Below are 15560 nucleotides of genomic sequence, written 5' to 3' on the forward strand. Positions count from 1 at the left end.
CGCTAGAGGCGGACGCCGAGCAGGGCGTCGAGGACGTCGGCAAGGTCCTGCCGGTGCGTTCCGTCCCCCGCTCGTGCGGGTGATCCCGTTGCCCATGCGTCCACCGCGGCAAGGGCGGACGGCGCGTCGAGGTCGTTCGCCAGGTGCCCGCGGACGGCCTCGCGTACTGCGGCGACGTCGGCCTCCCCCGCGCCGTCCGCGGCTGCACGCCAGGCGGCGAGGCGGGCGACGCCCTCGTCCAGCACGGAGTCCGTCCAGGACCAGTCCGAGCGATAGTGGTGCGCGAGGATGGCCAGGCGGATGGCTGCGGGATCCACGCCGGCCTGGCGCAGCTTCGACACGAGGACCAGGTTTCCCCGGGACTTGCTCATCTTCCCGCCGTCGTACCCGACCATCCCGGCGTGCGCGTAGTGCCGGGCCAGCGGGGTGCCGCTGGCCGCCCAGGCGTGGGACGCGCTCATCTCGTGGTGGGGGAACACGAGGTCCGAGCCGCCGCCCTGCACGGTGAAGGGGGCCGGCAGGAACCGCTGGGCGATGATCGCGCATTCGATGTGCCAGCCGGGTCGTCCGTCGCCCAAAGCGCCTCCGGGCCAGCTCGGCTCCCCCGCGCGTGCCGTGCGCCAGAGGAGCGGATCGAGCGCGTTGCGCTTGTGCGGGCGCTGCGGGTCCCCGCCGCGTTCCGCCGACAGCTCGAGCATCGTCCCGGCGTCGAGGTGCGAGACCTGGCCGAGGAACCAGCGGGCAGGGTCGTGCTCATCGAGCGAGGCTGCGGAATCGAGGGAGAAGTAGACGTCGCCGTCGGGCTCGCCGTCCTCCCCCGGCACGGCGTAGGCGAGCCCGCGGCCCACCAGCTCCTCGACCGCCGGGACGATCCAATCGATCGCCTCGACGGCGCCGACGTAGTGGTCCGGGGGCAGGACGTTCAGCGCCTCCATGTCCTCACGGAACAGGGCGATCTGGCCGGCGGCGAGATCCTGCCAGTCGACGCCGGTGGCCGTGGCGCGCTCGAGCAGGGGATCGTCGACGTCCGTCACGTTCTGGACGTACGACACCACTGCTCCGGCGTCACGCCAGGTGCGGTTGAGGAGGTCGAAGGCGACGTAGGTGGCCGCGTGACCAAGGTGGGTCGCGTCGTAGGGGGTGATGCCGCAGACATAGAGGCTGTGCTCAGGGTGCTGCCCGAGTGGCGCCAGCTGCTGGAGGGCGGTGTCGAACAGGCTGATACCCGACTGGGTGCCGTCGAGTTCTGGGACAGGAGTCGAATTCCACGCAATCACACGTTCTACCTTACGGCCCGGCGTCAGGCGCTGATGACGCCGAAGCCGAGCAGGAGGTAGAGGGCCAGACCGAGCAGGATGCGGTACCAGACGAAGAGGCCGTACCCGCGGGTGGTGACGTACTTGAGGAACCACCCGATGATCGCGAACCCGACCACGAAGGCGACCAGCGTGGCCAGTGCCGTCTCGGGCAGGGCGTAGGGGCCGGTCTCGTCGTAGCTCTTGGCGAGCTGGAACACGCCGCTGCCGAAGACCGCGGGAATGGCGAGCAGGAACGAATAGCGCGCCGCCGCCTCGCGGGTGTATCCCATGAGCAGGCCCGCGGTGATGGTGCCGCCGGACCGCGACACGCCCGGGATCAGTGCCAGTGCCTGGGCGAGTCCGTACAGGATGCCGTGCGGGTAGGTCAGGCTCGAGAGCTCGCGTTCCTGCCGGCCCACGTGATCGGCGACGGCGAGGACGAGGCCGAAGACGATCAGCATGGTGGCCACGATCCACAGACTCCGGAACGTGCTCTCGATCTGGTCCTGGAACAGCAGCCCGAGCAGGACGATCGGCACGCTGCCGAGAATGACCAGCCAGCCCATCCGGGCATCCGGGTCGTTCCGCGGCACCGTGCCGCGCAGGGCGCCGAACCAGGCCCTGACGATCCGCACGATGTCCCGCCAGAAGAACACGACGACGGCGGTCTCCGTGCCGAGCTGCGTGATGGCGGTGAAGGCCGCTCCCGGATCCTGCGCGTTCGGCAGGAGTTCTCCCACGATGCGCAGGTGTGCGCTCGATGAAATGGGTAGGAACTCGGTAAGGCCCTGGACGAACCCCAGGATGACTGCTTCTATCCAATTCACTCTTACGACCCTAAGCCATGCGGCCGGCGACAGGCTTTAGGCTTGCTCCATGCAACGGCGAAACGTGGGAGCGAGCGGCCTGGCCGTCTCGGCGCTGGGACTCGGCACCATGAACTGGGGCCGGGAGGTCAACGAGGAAGCCGCCCGCGAGCAGCTCCGTATCTTCGCCGAGGCCGGCGGCACGCTGGTCGAGACCGCGGCACGCTACGGGGAAGGCCAGGCGGAAGCGATGCTGGGCGGCTTCATGGGTGACACCGTGGCGCGCTCCGAGCTGGTGCTGGTGGTGCAGGGCGGCACGACCCGCTCCGGGAGCAGGAGGCTGGACGGCTCACGCCGGGGCCTGCTCGATTCCCTCGATGCCTCGCTGTCGCTGCTCGGGACCGATCACGTGGACGTGTGGCTCGCCCCCTCCCCCGATCCGTCCGTCCCCCTGCAGGAGACCCTGAGCGCGCTCGAGGTCGCGTATGGGACGGGACGCGCGCGCTACGTCGGCGTGTCCAACTACTCGGGGTGGGAATTCGCGCGCGCGGCGGCGACGGCGTCGTTCCCGCTCCTCGTCAACGACGTCGAGTACTCGCTGGTGAGCCGCGGCGCCGAGCGGGAGGTCCTTCCAGCGGCCGAAGCCTTCGGTGCGGCGATCCTCGCGTGGGGTTCGCTGGGCCGGGGCGTACTGACCGGGAAGTACCGGGGCAGGATTCCCTCCGAATCACGCGGGGCGTCCGACCTGTGGTCCCCTTACGTGGAGCCCTACCTCTCGGGGAAGCCGCAGCGGATCACCGAGGCACTGTGCACGGCCTCACGCGGGCTCGATCTCCAGCCCCACGAACTCGCGCTGCGCTGGCTCCTGCACCGGCCCGGGGTGGCCTCGGCGATCGTGGGTGCGCGGACGGCCCAGCAGCTCAAGGAGATTCTCCAGACCGGCGATGCGCCCGTCGCAGCGCCCATCGCCGAGGTCCTCGACGAGGTTTCCGCGCTCGCGACCTGACGAGGCTTCAGTCGTGTCAGCGCAGTGGCTCCTGCGGGTCTTCCCCAGCGCCCTGCGTCAGCTCCGGTCGGGTGCCGCCTCGGCCTCGATCAGGTCCGGCGCGTAGTCGGCCTCGTCCTCGCTGTCGTCGTCGTCCGGCTCCTCATAGATCTCGAGCGGGGTCACTTCACCGAAGGCGTCATACAGTGCTTCCTCGTAGACCTCGAAGGCATCGGCGATGCCGAGGTACGCCGCTTCCACCGCCGGGTCATCTTCCCGCCGTCGTGACGCCGAGGCTGCAAGATGCTCTTCAAGGGCCGTCACGAGGGACTGGAGCGCGACACGCGGATCTATGCTCATGCACTAGACGTTATCGGTAAAGTGATCAAAATTGGAGGGATATGCGAGAACATTTTCTGAACGCAACGGCCGTCCGGAAGCGCGACTACGGGCGGCAGTACGAGTACCTGGTCCTGACCGTGAATGCCGGCGAGTCCTTGCCCGCGGCCCGAAAACTCCTCACGGAACACGCCGAGTACGGCAAGTGGGAACTCGAGCGCAGCTGCATCTATCTGGGGGGCAGCAGGCGCTACTGGTTGCGGCGGAAGGTCCTGCGGGTCGAGCGCACGGCGTAAGCTCCCGCGGGTACAGGTCCGGTGCGGCCGCCCTGCAAGGGCGGCCCGTTCCTCGTCCTCCAGGAACAGGCTAGACCGACGGCGGGCCGAGCAGGGACGTTGCGACCGTCGCCCGCGCGGATTCCTCCGTCGACGGATGGAACTGTCCGGCCAGCGCGTCGCGGTGGAGCCGCACCGCTTCCGAGGACGCCGCGAATCCGGATCCCCCTCCGACATGGAGCGCGGTGGCGGTCGCTGCAACCGCCGCCTCGACGGCATGGGTCTTGAGCGTCACGAGGCGTGCGAACCACAGGGCTCCGACCTCTGCCTGCCCATCCAGGTCCTGGGTGACACTGCGCAGTTCGGCTTCCGCTCCGGTCCGCTGCATCGCAGCTCCGGCCAGGAGGTTCCGGAGCACGGGATCGTCGGACAGAGGGCGGTCCGCGACATGGCTGCGGCGCCGGGACAGGGACTGCGAGGCCAGGTCGAGGGCCCGATCCGCGATACCCAGGTATACCGAGGCGATGAGGGTCTCGAAGGCCGCGAAGATCCCGAAGACCAGGAGGTCAGCATTCGGTCCGACCGGCACACGCCGGAACACCGCGTCGGCCGGGACACGGACGTCGGACAGGCGCGTGGTGTTGGACTGCGTGGCGCGCATCCCCAGCGGGTTCCAGTCCTCCACGGTCTCCACCCCAGGGGTGCCACGCGGGACGAACGCGTGCAGGATGGCGTCGTCGTCGCCGTCCCGACCCTCGAGCTTGCCGAAGATCCCGAGCCGGGTCCACACCGGGGACAGGCTCGTGAACACCTTGGTGCCGGTGTAGCTGAAGCCGCCGTCCGGCAGACGGTCCACAAGCGTCAGCGAATCGAACAGGACGGCGTCGTTGCCCGGTTCCGAGACGCCGAACGCGAACACCTCGCCCCGCGCGGCCTCATCGAGGACGAACTGCAGCGACGCGTCACCGCGATCCGCCAGCAGGCCCGCCACCGCTGTCCAGACCAGGTGCATGTTCACGCCCAGGGCGGTCGCGGGTGCGGCGGCCGCGAGTTCTCGCTGCGCAGCGGCGGCCCGGCCCATGCCCCCGCCGTCGCCGGCGGGTACCTCCGCCAGGATCCGGAGATAGCCGGACGCGGCGAGCTCCTCGAAATCCTCCGTGAAGAAGGCATTGGCCGCGTCGTAGCGTCCCGCCCTCTCCCGGAAGCGGTCGAGCATCTCCGCGGGCAGGAGCTGCGCGGGAGTACTTTCCGTCATCGTCGCCACGTGTCGTCCCGTTCGGTGCTCGGTAGGTGGATGCGCAGGAGGTGGATTCTCAGGAGGGGGTTTCTCAGTAGGTGGTGAGCAGGCGGGCGAGCACCCGGGCGCCGAAGCGGAGCGAGTCCGTGGGGACGCGCTCGTCGACGCCGTGGAACATGCCTGTGAAGTCGAGCTCGTCGGGCAGCTGCAGGGGCGCGAAGCCGTAGCCCGTGATGCCGAGCCTGCTGAGCGACTTGTTGTCGGTGCCGCCCGAGAGCGTGTACGGCAGGACCCTGGCTCCCGGATCCTCGGAGTGCAGGGCGTCGATCATGGAGTCGACGAGGTTCCCGGCGAACGGCACCTCGAGCGAGGTGTCCTTGTGCTCGTAGGTCACGTCCACGCCGTCGCCGGCGAGCCCGCGGATGATCTCGAGGACCTGGTCCTGCTGGCCCGGCAGTGTCCGGACATCGATCAGCGCCTCGGCGGTGCCCGGGATGACGTTGTGCTTGTAGCCGCCCTTGAGGACCGTCGGATTGGCGGTGTTCTGCAGTGTCGCGCCGACGAAGCGCGCCACGGTGCCGAGTTCCTTCAGGAGGATGTCGGGGTTGTCGGCGTCGAACTCGATGCCGGTCAGTTCGGTGACACCGTCGAGGAACTGCCGCGTGGTCGGGGTGAGCTCGATGGGCCAGGAGTACTCGCCGATGCGTGTGACGGCACGGGCCAGGGCTGTCACGGCGTTGTCGGTATTGATCTGCGATCCGTGGCCGGCGCGGCCGTGCGCGACGAGCCGCAGCCAGGAGATGCCCTTCTCTGCCGTCTGCAGGAGGTAGGTGCGCTGTCCCCCGATGGTCGCGGAGAAGCCGCCCACCTCGGAGATGGCCTCCGTGGCACCTTCGAAGATCTCCGGCTTGTTGTCGACCAGCCAGGAGGCTCCGTAGGCCCCTCCTGCTTCCTCGTCCGCGAAGAACCCGAAGATGAGGTCCCGCTTGGGCTTGACCCCGTCGCGCTGCAGGGAGCGGAGGACGGACAGGATCATGGCGTCCATGTCCTTCATGTCCACGGCGCCGCGGCCCCAGATCAGGCCGTCCTTCTCCTCACCGCCGAAGGGATCGACGGTCCAGTCCTCCTTCTGCGCGGGCACGACGTCGAGGTGTCCGTGGACCACGAGCGCGGGCAGGGACGGATCCGACCCCTCCATGCGGGCGACGACGGAGGTGCGGCCGGGGGCGGCTTCGAACAGCTGCGTGGACAGTCCGACCTCCTCGATCAGTCCGGCAGTGTATTCGGCGGCCTTCCGCTCCCCCGGGCCCACGTTGTCCCCGAAGTTCGAGGTATCGATGCGGATCAGGTCCTGGCAGATCCTGACGACTTCATCTTCGGGTGAAATGCCCACATGGTCCTCCTGGGTAGCGGTTGCGGATCCAGCCTACCGAGGACGCGGTTCCAACGGGGACAGGCTCGAGGGACGGGAAGAGCCGCGCCCCTCGAGGGGCGCGGCTCTCCGTCGTGTGCCGCCCGGACGGACCGGGCAGGAGGGGTGTTACTCGGACACGGGGATGGACTGCGACTTCAGCGAGTCGATGGTCTTCTGCTGGCCGTTCTCGAGGGCGTCCGTCAGGGTGCCGCTGCCGCCGATGGCTGCGCCGAATCCGTCGGAGACGTCGGTGTAGGTCTGCGTCATCGTGGGGCCCCACGTGAAGTCGGGGTTCACGTTTGCGGAAGCGTCGGCGAAGACGTCATAGATCTTCTGTCCGCCGTAGTAGTCGACGCCGCCCGCGAAGGCCTCCAGGTCGGTCGCGGACTTCGCGGCCGGGTACAGGCCTCCGAGTTCGTTGGCCAGGGCGAGGGCTTCAGGGTCGGTGTTGAGCCACAGGGCGAACTTCGCGGCCTCGGCCGGGTGCTCGGAGCCCTTCAGCACGGCGGTGGAGGAACCGCCCCAGTTGCCTGCGGCCTCTTCGCCGTCCTCCCACTGCGGCATCGGGGCGACAGCCCACTTACCCGCCGTGTCGGGTGCGCCGGACGAGAGCGTCGTGGCACCCCAGACCGCGGAGACCCAGGTCCACTGCTGGCCCTCGTTGAAGGAGGCGTTCCACTCGTCCGAGAAGGACGGCAGGGTGGAGACGAGGTCCTTGGACAGCAGGTCCTGCCAGTAGGCCGCGACCTCCTCCGATTCGGGGCTCGTGAGGTCGACGTCCCAGCTCTCGCCGTCGTTGGCGAACCACTGGCCGCCGTTCTGCCAGACCATGCCGGCGAACCAGTTCACGTCCGACTTGGGGAAGTTGGTGATGTACGAGCCCTGCGCCTTGATCTTCTCGGCGGCCGCGGCGTATTCCTCCCAGGTGGTGGGCACCTCGATTCCCGCCTGCTCGAAGAGGTCGGCGCGGTAGTACATCGCCATGGGCCCGCTGTCCTGCGGAATGGCGTAGACGGAGTCCTCCTCGCCGAAGGTCACCTGCCCCCAGGTCCAGTCGACGAACTGGTCCTGCGCATCGGCGACGCCTTCGCAGCCGGCGATGTTCTCGAGGCCGTCCTGGACGCGGAAGTTCGGCAGGGCGTCGTACTCGATCTGGCCGAGGTCAGGCGCATTGCCGGCCTGGATCTGGTTGAAGAAGTTCTGGTAGGTGCCGGAGTTGCCGTTCGGCCCGGTCTGCACCGTCACCTGGATATCCGGGTTGTCGGCGTTCCACAGCTCGACGACCTTGTCCATCCCCGGGACCCACGTCGTGAAATTGAGCTCGACGGGACCGTCGGACGCTTCGCAGGGGGCTGCTTCGGCTCCTGCTTGTGCTTCGGAGCTGTCTCCGCCGGCTGAACAGCCGGAGAGAGCCAGCGCAGAGATCATGGCAAAGGCCGCGGTGACTTTTCCGTAATGCGCGCGCATTGTCTTTCCTATCGGTGGTAGTGCGGTGCGGGGGCGGACGCCCCTGCGCCTGGAGTGCTGGTCGGGAGGTTCGGGGCTGCTACTTGACGCCGCCGGCGCCGAGTCCGCTGCTCCAGAAGCGCTGGAGGGCGAGGAAGGCGATGATGAGCGGGAGGATCGAGACGAGGGCTCCGACGATCACGAGGGACCGCAGTTCGGGGATCTGGCTGATCTGGCTGTTCCAGGCGTAGAGGCCCAGCGTCACGGGGAAGAGTGCCTGGTCGCGGAGCATGATCAGGGGCAGGAAGAAGTTGTTCCAGATCGCCACGAACTGGAAGAGGAAGATCGTCACGAGGGCCGGCGCCATGAGGCGCGTGGACACGGTGAAGAAGGTCCGGATCTCGCCCGACCCGTCGAGGCGGGCTGCCTCCAGCAACTCTCCGGGGACGCTGGCCGCGGCGTAGATGCGCGCCAGGTAGACGCCGAAGGGACTCACGAGGCTCGGCAGGAACACGGCCCACATGGTGTTGGTCAGCTCGACCCGGCTGAAGATCAGGAAGAGCGGGAGGGCAAGGGCTGTCGCGGGAACGAGGACGCCGCTGAGGACGATGTTGAAGATCGCCTCACGTCCCCGGAACTCGTACTTGGCGAGCGCGTACCCGCACATCGCGGCGATGACCGTGCCGATCAGGGCGCCCACACCGGCATAGAGGGCCGAGTTCAGCAGCCACCGGCCGAAGAGGCCGTCACCGTAGGTGAAGAGCCGCCCGAGGTTGCCGAAGAACGTCCTGAGGGAGTCCGCCGTGAACCACAGGGGCGCCGTCGAGGTGATCTCGCCCCCCGTCTTCGTGGACGTGGTGAGCAGCCACCAGATGGGGGTCAGGAAGTAGAGGGTGAAGACGCCCATGATGAGCATCGCGGCGCTGCGGGACATGATGCTCTGCCGGGGTCCGCGGGCGCGGCCGTCGGCGCTGTTCGCCGTCGAACCCGCTCCGCGCTGTCGCTTGGGGGCGGTGGCTGGGGCTGCCGTCACTGGGAAACCTTCCGCTGGGTCGACTTCAGGAAGATGAAGGAGAGGATGAACGTGGCGAGCGCGAGGACCACGGAGAACGCCGCGGCGAGGTTGTAGTTGGGGACCGATGCGGTGGTGTAGACCGCGAGGTTCGGTGTGAACGTGCTGTTGATCGCCGAGCTGAAGCTCCTCAGCGTCTGCGGCTCGGCCAGGAGCTGCAGTGTGCCGATGATCGAGAAGACCGCGGTGAGGATGATGGCGGGGATCACCAGGGGAATCTTGATGCGCCACGCGATCTGCAGGTTGCTGGCGCCGTCGAGCCGGGCCGCCTCGTAGATCTCGGTGGGTATGGCGAGCAGGGACGAGTAGATGATCAGCATGTTGTAGCCGACGTACACCCAGGTCACGATGTTCGCGATGGCCCAGAGCACGAGGTTGCCGGACAGGAAGTCGATGGTCGAGGTCACCGCGCCGAACGGTGACAGCGACGGCGAGTACAGGAATCCCCACATGATCGCGGCGATCACGCCGGGAACGGCGTAGGGGGCGAAGAAGGCGAGCCGGAAGAACTTCTTGCCCTTCAGCAGCGGGGAGTCGAGGAGCAGTGCGAACAGCAGGGCGAGGCCGAGCATGATCGGCACCTGCACGACGCCGAACAGCAGGACGCGTCCCACGGATTCCCAGAATGCGGTGTTCTGGAAGACCTGCTCGTACTGGACGAGGCCGCCGAAGACCTGGCGGGGCTTGCCGAAGGTTCCCTCACGTTCGACGGTGAGCAGCGACTGCACGATGGCGTAGATGATCGGGACGGCGTAGAAGGCCAGGAAGAGGAGCCCGAACGGGGCGATGAACAGGGCCACGGCCCGGCGCTGCGCTCCCGAGGATCGGTTCTTCCTCGTGGCCGCAGGAACCTTCGGCGCCTCCGCCGGAGTGCTAATGACTGTCATTGCCTGCGTCCTTTCGGCTCTGCGATGAGCCGTCGGTGTCGGGATGTGCTGGGGTGGTACGGACGACGCGGACTGCGCCGGCGGGAACCACGACGACGTCGGCCACGGCCTCCGCGGTCAGCAGTTCCAGACCGCGGACCCGGTGCTTGCGGTCCTCGGTGGAGTGGTTGATGAGGAAGACGTAGTCGTGGCAGCTGCCGCGCCGCGTGACGGACTCCAGGCCGGGCTGCACGTCGGGCAGCTGCACTCCGGCGGTGGCGGCCGCACGCAGCAGCAGGTCCTTGAGGACGCTGCCGTCGAGCACCGTACCGGCGTACCATGCCTCGCCTGCGCCGAAGCGGTTGCGCGTGACGGCGGGCCCGCCGGCGTGGTGGCCTGTCGCATAGCTGAGGACGGCGTCGGCCGTGGTGAGGCGCAGCGCTTCGGACCAGAGCGAGGCGGGTGAGCCGTTGTCGAGGACGAGGGGGTGCGCCGGGTCGAGGGGGAAGAACTCCTCGGAGCGGATGCCGAGGACGTCGCGGAAGGCTCCGGGGTATCCGCCGGGCCGTACCCTCTCGTTCTCGTCGACGATCCCGCTGAAGAAGGTCACGAACGCGGATCCGCCGTTGTCGACGAAAGTGCTGATTCCGGCGGCGTCCTCGTCACGGACGAGGTAGAGGTTCGGGACCACCACGAGCTTGTAGGCGGAGAGATCCGCGCCCGGCGGCACGACGTCGACCGTGACGCCGGCATCCCACAGCGCCTTGTAGGCGGCATGGACCTGCTCGATGTAGCGGACGTCGCCGGATGGGTGCGACTCCTGGTCATGCGCCCACCAGACCTCCCAGCTGAAGACGAGTGCGACGTCGGCATGCACCGTGGTGCCCGCGAGTTCGCGTAGCTTTCCGAGGGCGGAGCCGAGTCCCACCACGTCACGCCAGATCTGAGAATCGGTGCCCGCGTGGGGCACCATCGCCGAGTGGAACTTCTCGCTGCCCTGGAGCGAGGCGCGCCATTGGAAGAAGCAGAGGCCGTCCGCACCGCGCGCCAGGTGGGTCAGCGAATTGCGCAGCATCTCGCCCGGGCCCTTGGCGATGTTGCGTGGCTGCCAGTTCACAGCGCCGGTGGAGTGCTCCATGAGCAGCCAGGGCCGGCCCTGGGCGAGTCCGCGGGTGGTGTCCGCGGCGAAGGCGAGCTCGGCGAGGGGTGCGTCCAGCCGGTGGTCGAGGTAATGGTCGTTGGCAATGACATCCATCTCCGGTGCCCAGGACCAGTAGTCCTGGTCGCGGATGTGCGCGGCGACCATGAAGTTGGTGGTCACCGGGGCGTCGCTGGTGCGCCGGAGGACCGCTGCCTCGGCCTTGTAGTGCGCCAGCAGTTCGTCTGAGCTGAAGCGGTTGAAGTCGAGCGTCTGTGTCGGATTCGTGGCCGAGAGGGTGAGCCTCGGTGGCAGCACCTGCTCCCAGGCGGAGTAGCGCTGGCTCCAGAAGGCCGTGCCCCAGGCCGTGTTGAGCGCATCCAGGGTTTCGTAGCGGGTGCGGAGCCAGCCCCGGAAGGACTCGGCGGAGACATCGCAGTAGCAGAGCGAGTTGTGGCACCCGAGCTCGTTCGAGACGTGCCACAGGCGGAGGGCGGGGTGGTTGCCGTAACGCGCCGCGACCTGCTCCACGAGGGCAAGGGCCCGTTGCCGGTAAATGGGAGAACTGGGGCAGAATGCCTGGCGGCCACCGGGCCAGCGGAGGGTGCCGTCGGCGGCGCGGGGAAGGACCTCCGGATGCGCCGTGGTCAGCCAGGCGGGAGCCGACGACGTCCCGGTGCCGAGGTTGACCCCGATGCCGTTGTCGGCGAGGAGGTCCATCACGGCGTCGAGGTCCTCGAAGCGGAAGGTCCCCTCTTCAGGCTCCAGTTCCGCCCAGCCGAAAATGTTCACGGCGACGAGGTTGACGCCTGCCTCCCTCATCAGCCGGACGTCCTCGTGCCACACGGACGGATCCCACTGCTCCGGGTTGTAGTCACACCCGTACACGAGCTGTCCGTCGGACAGTCCTGCGACGGTTCTTGTGCGTGCCAAGCCTGCTCCTTCATGATGCGTGCCGATCCCCCGTGGGAGTCGAAGGAAGAGGACCATCAACGTTCTGTGAACGTTCCCAGATGGTGGCCGGTGCGCTCTTCGTCGAGGGTCTGTGAACGTTCCCAGAGTAACCACGGTCACAATGGATGTCAACGCGCGCCAGCCGTGCAGAGGGGCCACGGCAGTGGCTTTCCGGCGCTTCCGGGCTGTCCATCGTCTTTCGGGATGGCACGGGGAGGCTCCGCTACAGTACAGATATGTCCCCGAGCCGCATCCGCAACCGCCGTGCGACCATCAATGACGTCGCCACCGCGGCGGGGCTCTCCCGAGGTACCGTCTCCCGCGTCGTCAACGGCGAACGCTACGTGTCCGATGAAGCCAAGATCGCCGTGGAGGACGCGATCGCCCGTGTCGGGTACGTGCGCAATTCAGCCGCTCGGAACCTGGTCACCCAGGAATCCAGAGCCATCGCCCTGATCATCCACGAACCTCACTCGCTCCTGTTCGAGGACCCGAACATCGGCTCCATCCTCCTTGGCGCCAATGCCGTGCTGTCGAAAGCCGACTACCAGTTGGTCTCCCTCATCATCGATTCCGACCGGGACAGCCGCAGGGTCGCGGACTACCTGCGGGGCGGACTCGTGGACGGTGCAGTCATCATTTCCGCCCGGGCCTCGGATCCCATCGCCTCCGCCGTCCGCGACATCGGAGTGCCGGCAGCGTTCGTGGGGCATCCGCCAGGAACGCCGGATCTGCCGTATGTGGCCATCGACAACGCAGCGGCTGCCCGTGCCATCACGGAGCGTCTCATCGGCACCGGGCGCCGGCGCATCGGCATGATTGCCAGCGCCATGGACCGCGACTCCGGCAACGACCGCTTCACGGGCTTCCGGGACGCCCTCGGCGAGCGCTTCGATGCCTCGCTGGTCGTCGAATATCCGCTGTACACCTACGCCGCCGGGCTCGAAGGGATGCAGGAGCTGCTCCGCCGTTGCCCGGAGATCGACGGCGTCTTCGCCGCGTCCGACGCAGTCGCCGCGGGTGCCATGACGGCCCTCCAGGAATCGGGCAGGAAGGTGCCGGACGACGTCGGCATCGTCGGCTTCGACGACAGCAGTTGGGCGCTCAGAACCCGACCACAGCTCTCGACGGTCAAGCAGCCGGCCGGCCTGCTGGGCAGTACCGCGGCCGAGCTCGTCCTGGCCCAGATCGAGGGCCGGCCGAGCCTCGCCCAGGTCCTGGACACCACGGTCGTCTGGCGCGAATCGGCCTAGCCGTGCTCAGGCGGAGTCGGCCTGCGCTCTGCGCACTGTCGGGATCCGCCTCTGTTTTGCTGTAGAAATTGTTCATGCTTTCCACCACCCCTGGTTCGACGACGACCATCCACCTGTCAGTAGCCGACACGAGCGTAGTGGTCGACGCCTCCGGACCCGGCGTCCCGGCGATCGTGCACTGGGGGCCATCCCTGGGACCTCTCAACTCGGAGCAACTCTCAGGACTCGTGGCATCGCTGGTGCCCCAGCGTGTGTCTGGCGGCCTCGATGTCCCCGCTCGTTTGTCGGTCATCCCGCAGGAAGCGTTCGGCTGGCAGGGCACCCCGGGCTTCACAGGCCACCGACAGGGAACGAACATCTCTCCCGCCTTCCAGCTCACCTCGATCGGGCAGGCAGAGGTCGACGACGGCGGCCGGGAAGTGTCGTTCACGGCGGATGACGAGGCCGCCCGTCTTCGCGCTACCGGGTCGATCCGCCTCAGCGCCGCAGGAGTTCTGCACCAACGGCTGTCGGTGACGAACACTGGTGATTCCGACTACGAAGTGCGCTCGCTGCTGGCTGCCGTGCCGTTGCCGGATTCGGCTGTCGAGGTCCTGGACACCACCGGTCGGCACCTGCGCGAACGGAGCCCCCAGCGCCACCTGCTCACCCAGGGAACCTACCGGAGGGAGAGCCGACGCGGCCGCCCCGGCGCCGACGGCACCGTGGTCCTGGCTGCCGGCACCCGGTCCTTCGGGTTCGAGACAGGTCTGGTGCATGCCATTCACCTGGCCTGGAGCGGCAATCATCAACTCACCGCCGAGAAGACCCCGGCCGGTCAGGCGTTTCTGAGCGCCGGGGAACTGCTCCTGCCCGAAGAGATCGTCCTCGCCCCGGGGGAGACCTACACCGCCCCGGAGATGCTCGCGTCCTGGGGTCACGGCCTCAATGAGCTCTCCGCCCGCTTCCACGACCACGTGCGGTCCCGTCCTGTCCACCCCTCATCTCCCCGGCCGGTCACGCTCAACACCTGGGAGGCCGTGTACTTCGACCACGACCTCGACCGTCTCACCCGCCTCGCGGACACGGCCGCCGCCCTGGGCGTGGAGAGGTTCGTCCTCGATGACGGCTGGTTCGAGGGCCGTCGCGATGACACCTCCAGCCTGGGCGACTGGTTCGTCGACCCCGGGGTCTGGCCCGACGGCCTCACACCGCTCGTCGATCACGTCCGTGCCCTCGGCATGGAATTCGGGCTCTGGTTCGAACCCGAGATGGTCAACCTCGACTCCGGACTCGCAGCCGATCACCCCGACTGGATCATCCAGGCCGAAGGCAGGCTACCCGTATCCGGCAGGCAGCAGCAGGTCCTGAATCTCGCCAACCCGGACGCGTACGACTACATCCTCGACTGCATCGATACCATTCTGAGCACCCACGACATCGCCTACATCAAGTGGGACCACAACCGGGACCTGCTCGACGCCGCCGACGCCGTTACCGGCCGCGCCGTCGTCCACAGGAACGTCGAAGCCGTGTACCGGTTGATGCGCACACTCAAGGACCGCCATCCCGGTCTGGAGATCGAAAGCTGCGCCTCAGGCGGAGCCCGGGTGGACCTCGGTGTGCTCGACCACACGGACCGCATCTGGACCAGTGACTGCATCGATCCGCTCGAGCGGTTGACCATCCAGAAGTACACCGGTCTCCTCGTGCCCCCCGAACTCATGGGCATGCACATCAGCGGTCCGACGTCCCACTCCACCGGTCGGACCCACGCCCTCCCCTTCCGGGCAGCGACAGCGATCTTCGGCCATTACGGCATCGAATGGGACATCTCGAAGCTCACCGCCACCGAGACCGAGCACCTGAAGGAGTGGATAAACCTCCACCTCCAGTGGCGGGACACCCTCCACAGCGGACACGTCGTCCACGCGGACCTGCCCGACCCGGCGATGGACCTGCGCGGAACCGTCGCATCGGACAAGTCCGCGGCCCTCTTCGCCTACTCCCTCACCGCCTCCAGCGCGTCCTACCCACCGGGGAAACTCACCTTCCCGGGCCTCGACCCGCACCGCTCCTACGCGGTTCGACTCTCCAGCCCCTACACCTCGCTCCCCGGTAACGGTCAGTCGCCCCTGGGTTGGGCGGAAGCATCACTCACCGGCGCTCCCCTGGTACTGACCGGAACCACCCTCGCCCACGTCGGCATCCAGGCACCTGTCCTGTTCCCGGAGCAGTCCATCCTGATCGAACTCCACGCGACCGAGGCCCAGTCTGACGGCTCGAGGAACCGCACCTGATCGGCACCGATGCCATCCTGACGCGCCGCCGGCCGGACCAGACGGCCCGGCCGACCTCTCCCCATCGGCCGCCAGGCGGGACGCATCGTCCGTCGCGTCTGGCATGAGCCCTTCAAAGCGGGACGAAAGGCCCTAGGAGGGGAGCCCCGATGAGATGCACTGTTCAGGGAGCAAGGTTGCTGTTCGTGAGATCTCAGA

At 67.9% G+C, this 15560-nt stretch carries 13 protein-coding genes; 4 read left to right on the forward strand and 9 right to left on the reverse strand.

Features of this window, described 5'->3' with window-relative positions; translation table 11 throughout:
• Nucleotides 1-2 precede the first annotated feature (2 nt).
• Nucleotides 3-1277, reverse strand: a complete 1275-nt coding sequence (gene mshC, locus ACX80I_RS07050) for a cysteine--1-D-myo-inosityl 2-amino-2-deoxy-alpha-D-glucopyranoside ligase (protein ID WP_459344419.1) — start codon at nucleotides 1275-1277, stop codon at nucleotides 3-5.
• 23 nt (nucleotides 1278-1300) lie between these two features.
• Entirely contained in the window at nucleotides 1301-2125 is an 825-nt protein-coding gene (locus ACX80I_RS07055) for an undecaprenyl-diphosphate phosphatase (protein ID WP_459344420.1), read from the reverse strand.
• Nucleotides 2126-2174: 49 nt separating this feature from the next.
• Here ACX80I_RS07055 and ACX80I_RS07060 point away from each other — a divergent pair, with 49 nt between their 5' ends.
• Entirely contained in the window at nucleotides 2175-3110 is a 936-nt protein-coding gene (locus ACX80I_RS07060) for an aldo/keto reductase (RefSeq protein WP_459344421.1), read from the forward strand.
• A gap of 57 nt (nucleotides 3111-3167) precedes the next feature.
• On the opposite strand, the gene ACX80I_RS07065 is transcribed toward ACX80I_RS07060, so the two are convergent.
• Nucleotides 3168-3449, reverse strand: a complete 282-nt coding sequence (locus tag ACX80I_RS07065; protein WP_459344422.1) for a hypothetical protein — start codon at nucleotides 3447-3449, stop codon at nucleotides 3168-3170.
• A 41-nt stretch (nucleotides 3450-3490) separates the two neighbouring features.
• Between ACX80I_RS07065 and ACX80I_RS07070 the strand changes: the two genes are divergently transcribed.
• Nucleotides 3491-3724, forward strand: a complete 234-nt coding sequence (locus ACX80I_RS07070; protein ID WP_301227710.1) for a DUF5703 family protein — start codon at nucleotides 3491-3493, stop codon at nucleotides 3722-3724.
• A 70-nt stretch (nucleotides 3725-3794) separates the two neighbouring features.
• Here ACX80I_RS07070 and ACX80I_RS07075 read toward each other — a convergent pair whose 3' ends face one another.
• The 6 genes from ACX80I_RS07075 to ACX80I_RS07100 form a co-directional block, all read right to left on the reverse strand.
• Nucleotides 3795-4958 carry an acyl-CoA dehydrogenase family protein gene (locus ACX80I_RS07075; protein ID WP_459344739.1) on the reverse strand — a complete coding sequence of 388 codons (1164 nt, stop codon included), beginning with the start codon at nucleotides 4956-4958 and terminating at the stop codon, nucleotides 3795-3797.
• Nucleotides 4959-5031: 73 nt separating this feature from the next.
• On the reverse strand, nucleotides 5032-6333 hold the full coding sequence (locus tag ACX80I_RS07080) for a M20/M25/M40 family metallo-hydrolase (RefSeq protein ID WP_459344423.1): 1302 nt from the start codon (nucleotides 6331-6333) through the stop codon (nucleotides 5032-5034).
• 147 nt (nucleotides 6334-6480) lie between these two features.
• Complete coding sequence (locus ACX80I_RS07085) at nucleotides 6481-7821, reverse strand: ABC transporter substrate-binding protein (RefSeq protein ID WP_459344424.1); 1341 nt, start codon at nucleotides 7819-7821, stop codon at nucleotides 6481-6483.
• 79 nt (nucleotides 7822-7900) lie between these two features.
• Nucleotides 7901-8734: a carbohydrate ABC transporter permease gene (locus tag ACX80I_RS07090; RefSeq protein ID WP_459344740.1), complete on the reverse strand. Its 834-nt coding sequence runs from the start codon at nucleotides 8732-8734 to the stop codon at nucleotides 7901-7903.
• A gap of 95 nt (nucleotides 8735-8829) precedes the next feature.
• The gene (locus ACX80I_RS07095) at nucleotides 8830-9759 is read right to left on the reverse strand and encodes a carbohydrate ABC transporter permease (RefSeq protein WP_459344425.1); all 930 of its coding nucleotides are present in this window, start codon (nucleotides 9757-9759) and stop codon (nucleotides 8830-8832) included.
• Nucleotides 9746-11866, reverse strand: a complete 2121-nt coding sequence (locus ACX80I_RS07100) for a beta-galactosidase (RefSeq protein ID WP_459344426.1) — start codon at nucleotides 11864-11866, stop codon at nucleotides 9746-9748. The genes ACX80I_RS07095 and ACX80I_RS07100 overlap by 14 nt, the downstream gene beginning before the upstream one ends.
• A 200-nt stretch (nucleotides 11867-12066) precedes the next feature.
• Here ACX80I_RS07100 and ACX80I_RS07105 point away from each other — a divergent pair, with 200 nt between their 5' ends.
• Entirely contained in the window at nucleotides 12067-13083 is a 1017-nt protein-coding gene (locus ACX80I_RS07105; protein ID WP_459344427.1) for a LacI family DNA-binding transcriptional regulator, read from the forward strand.
• Nucleotides 13084-13157: 74 nt separating this feature from the next.
• Nucleotides 13158-15362: an alpha-galactosidase gene (locus ACX80I_RS07110; protein ID WP_459344428.1), complete on the forward strand. Its 2205-nt coding sequence runs from the start codon at nucleotides 13158-13160 to the stop codon at nucleotides 15360-15362.
• The last annotated feature ends 198 nt before the right edge of the window (nucleotides 15363-15560 follow it).

The sequence above is a fragment of the Arthrobacter rhamnosi genome, from assembly GCF_054510855.1.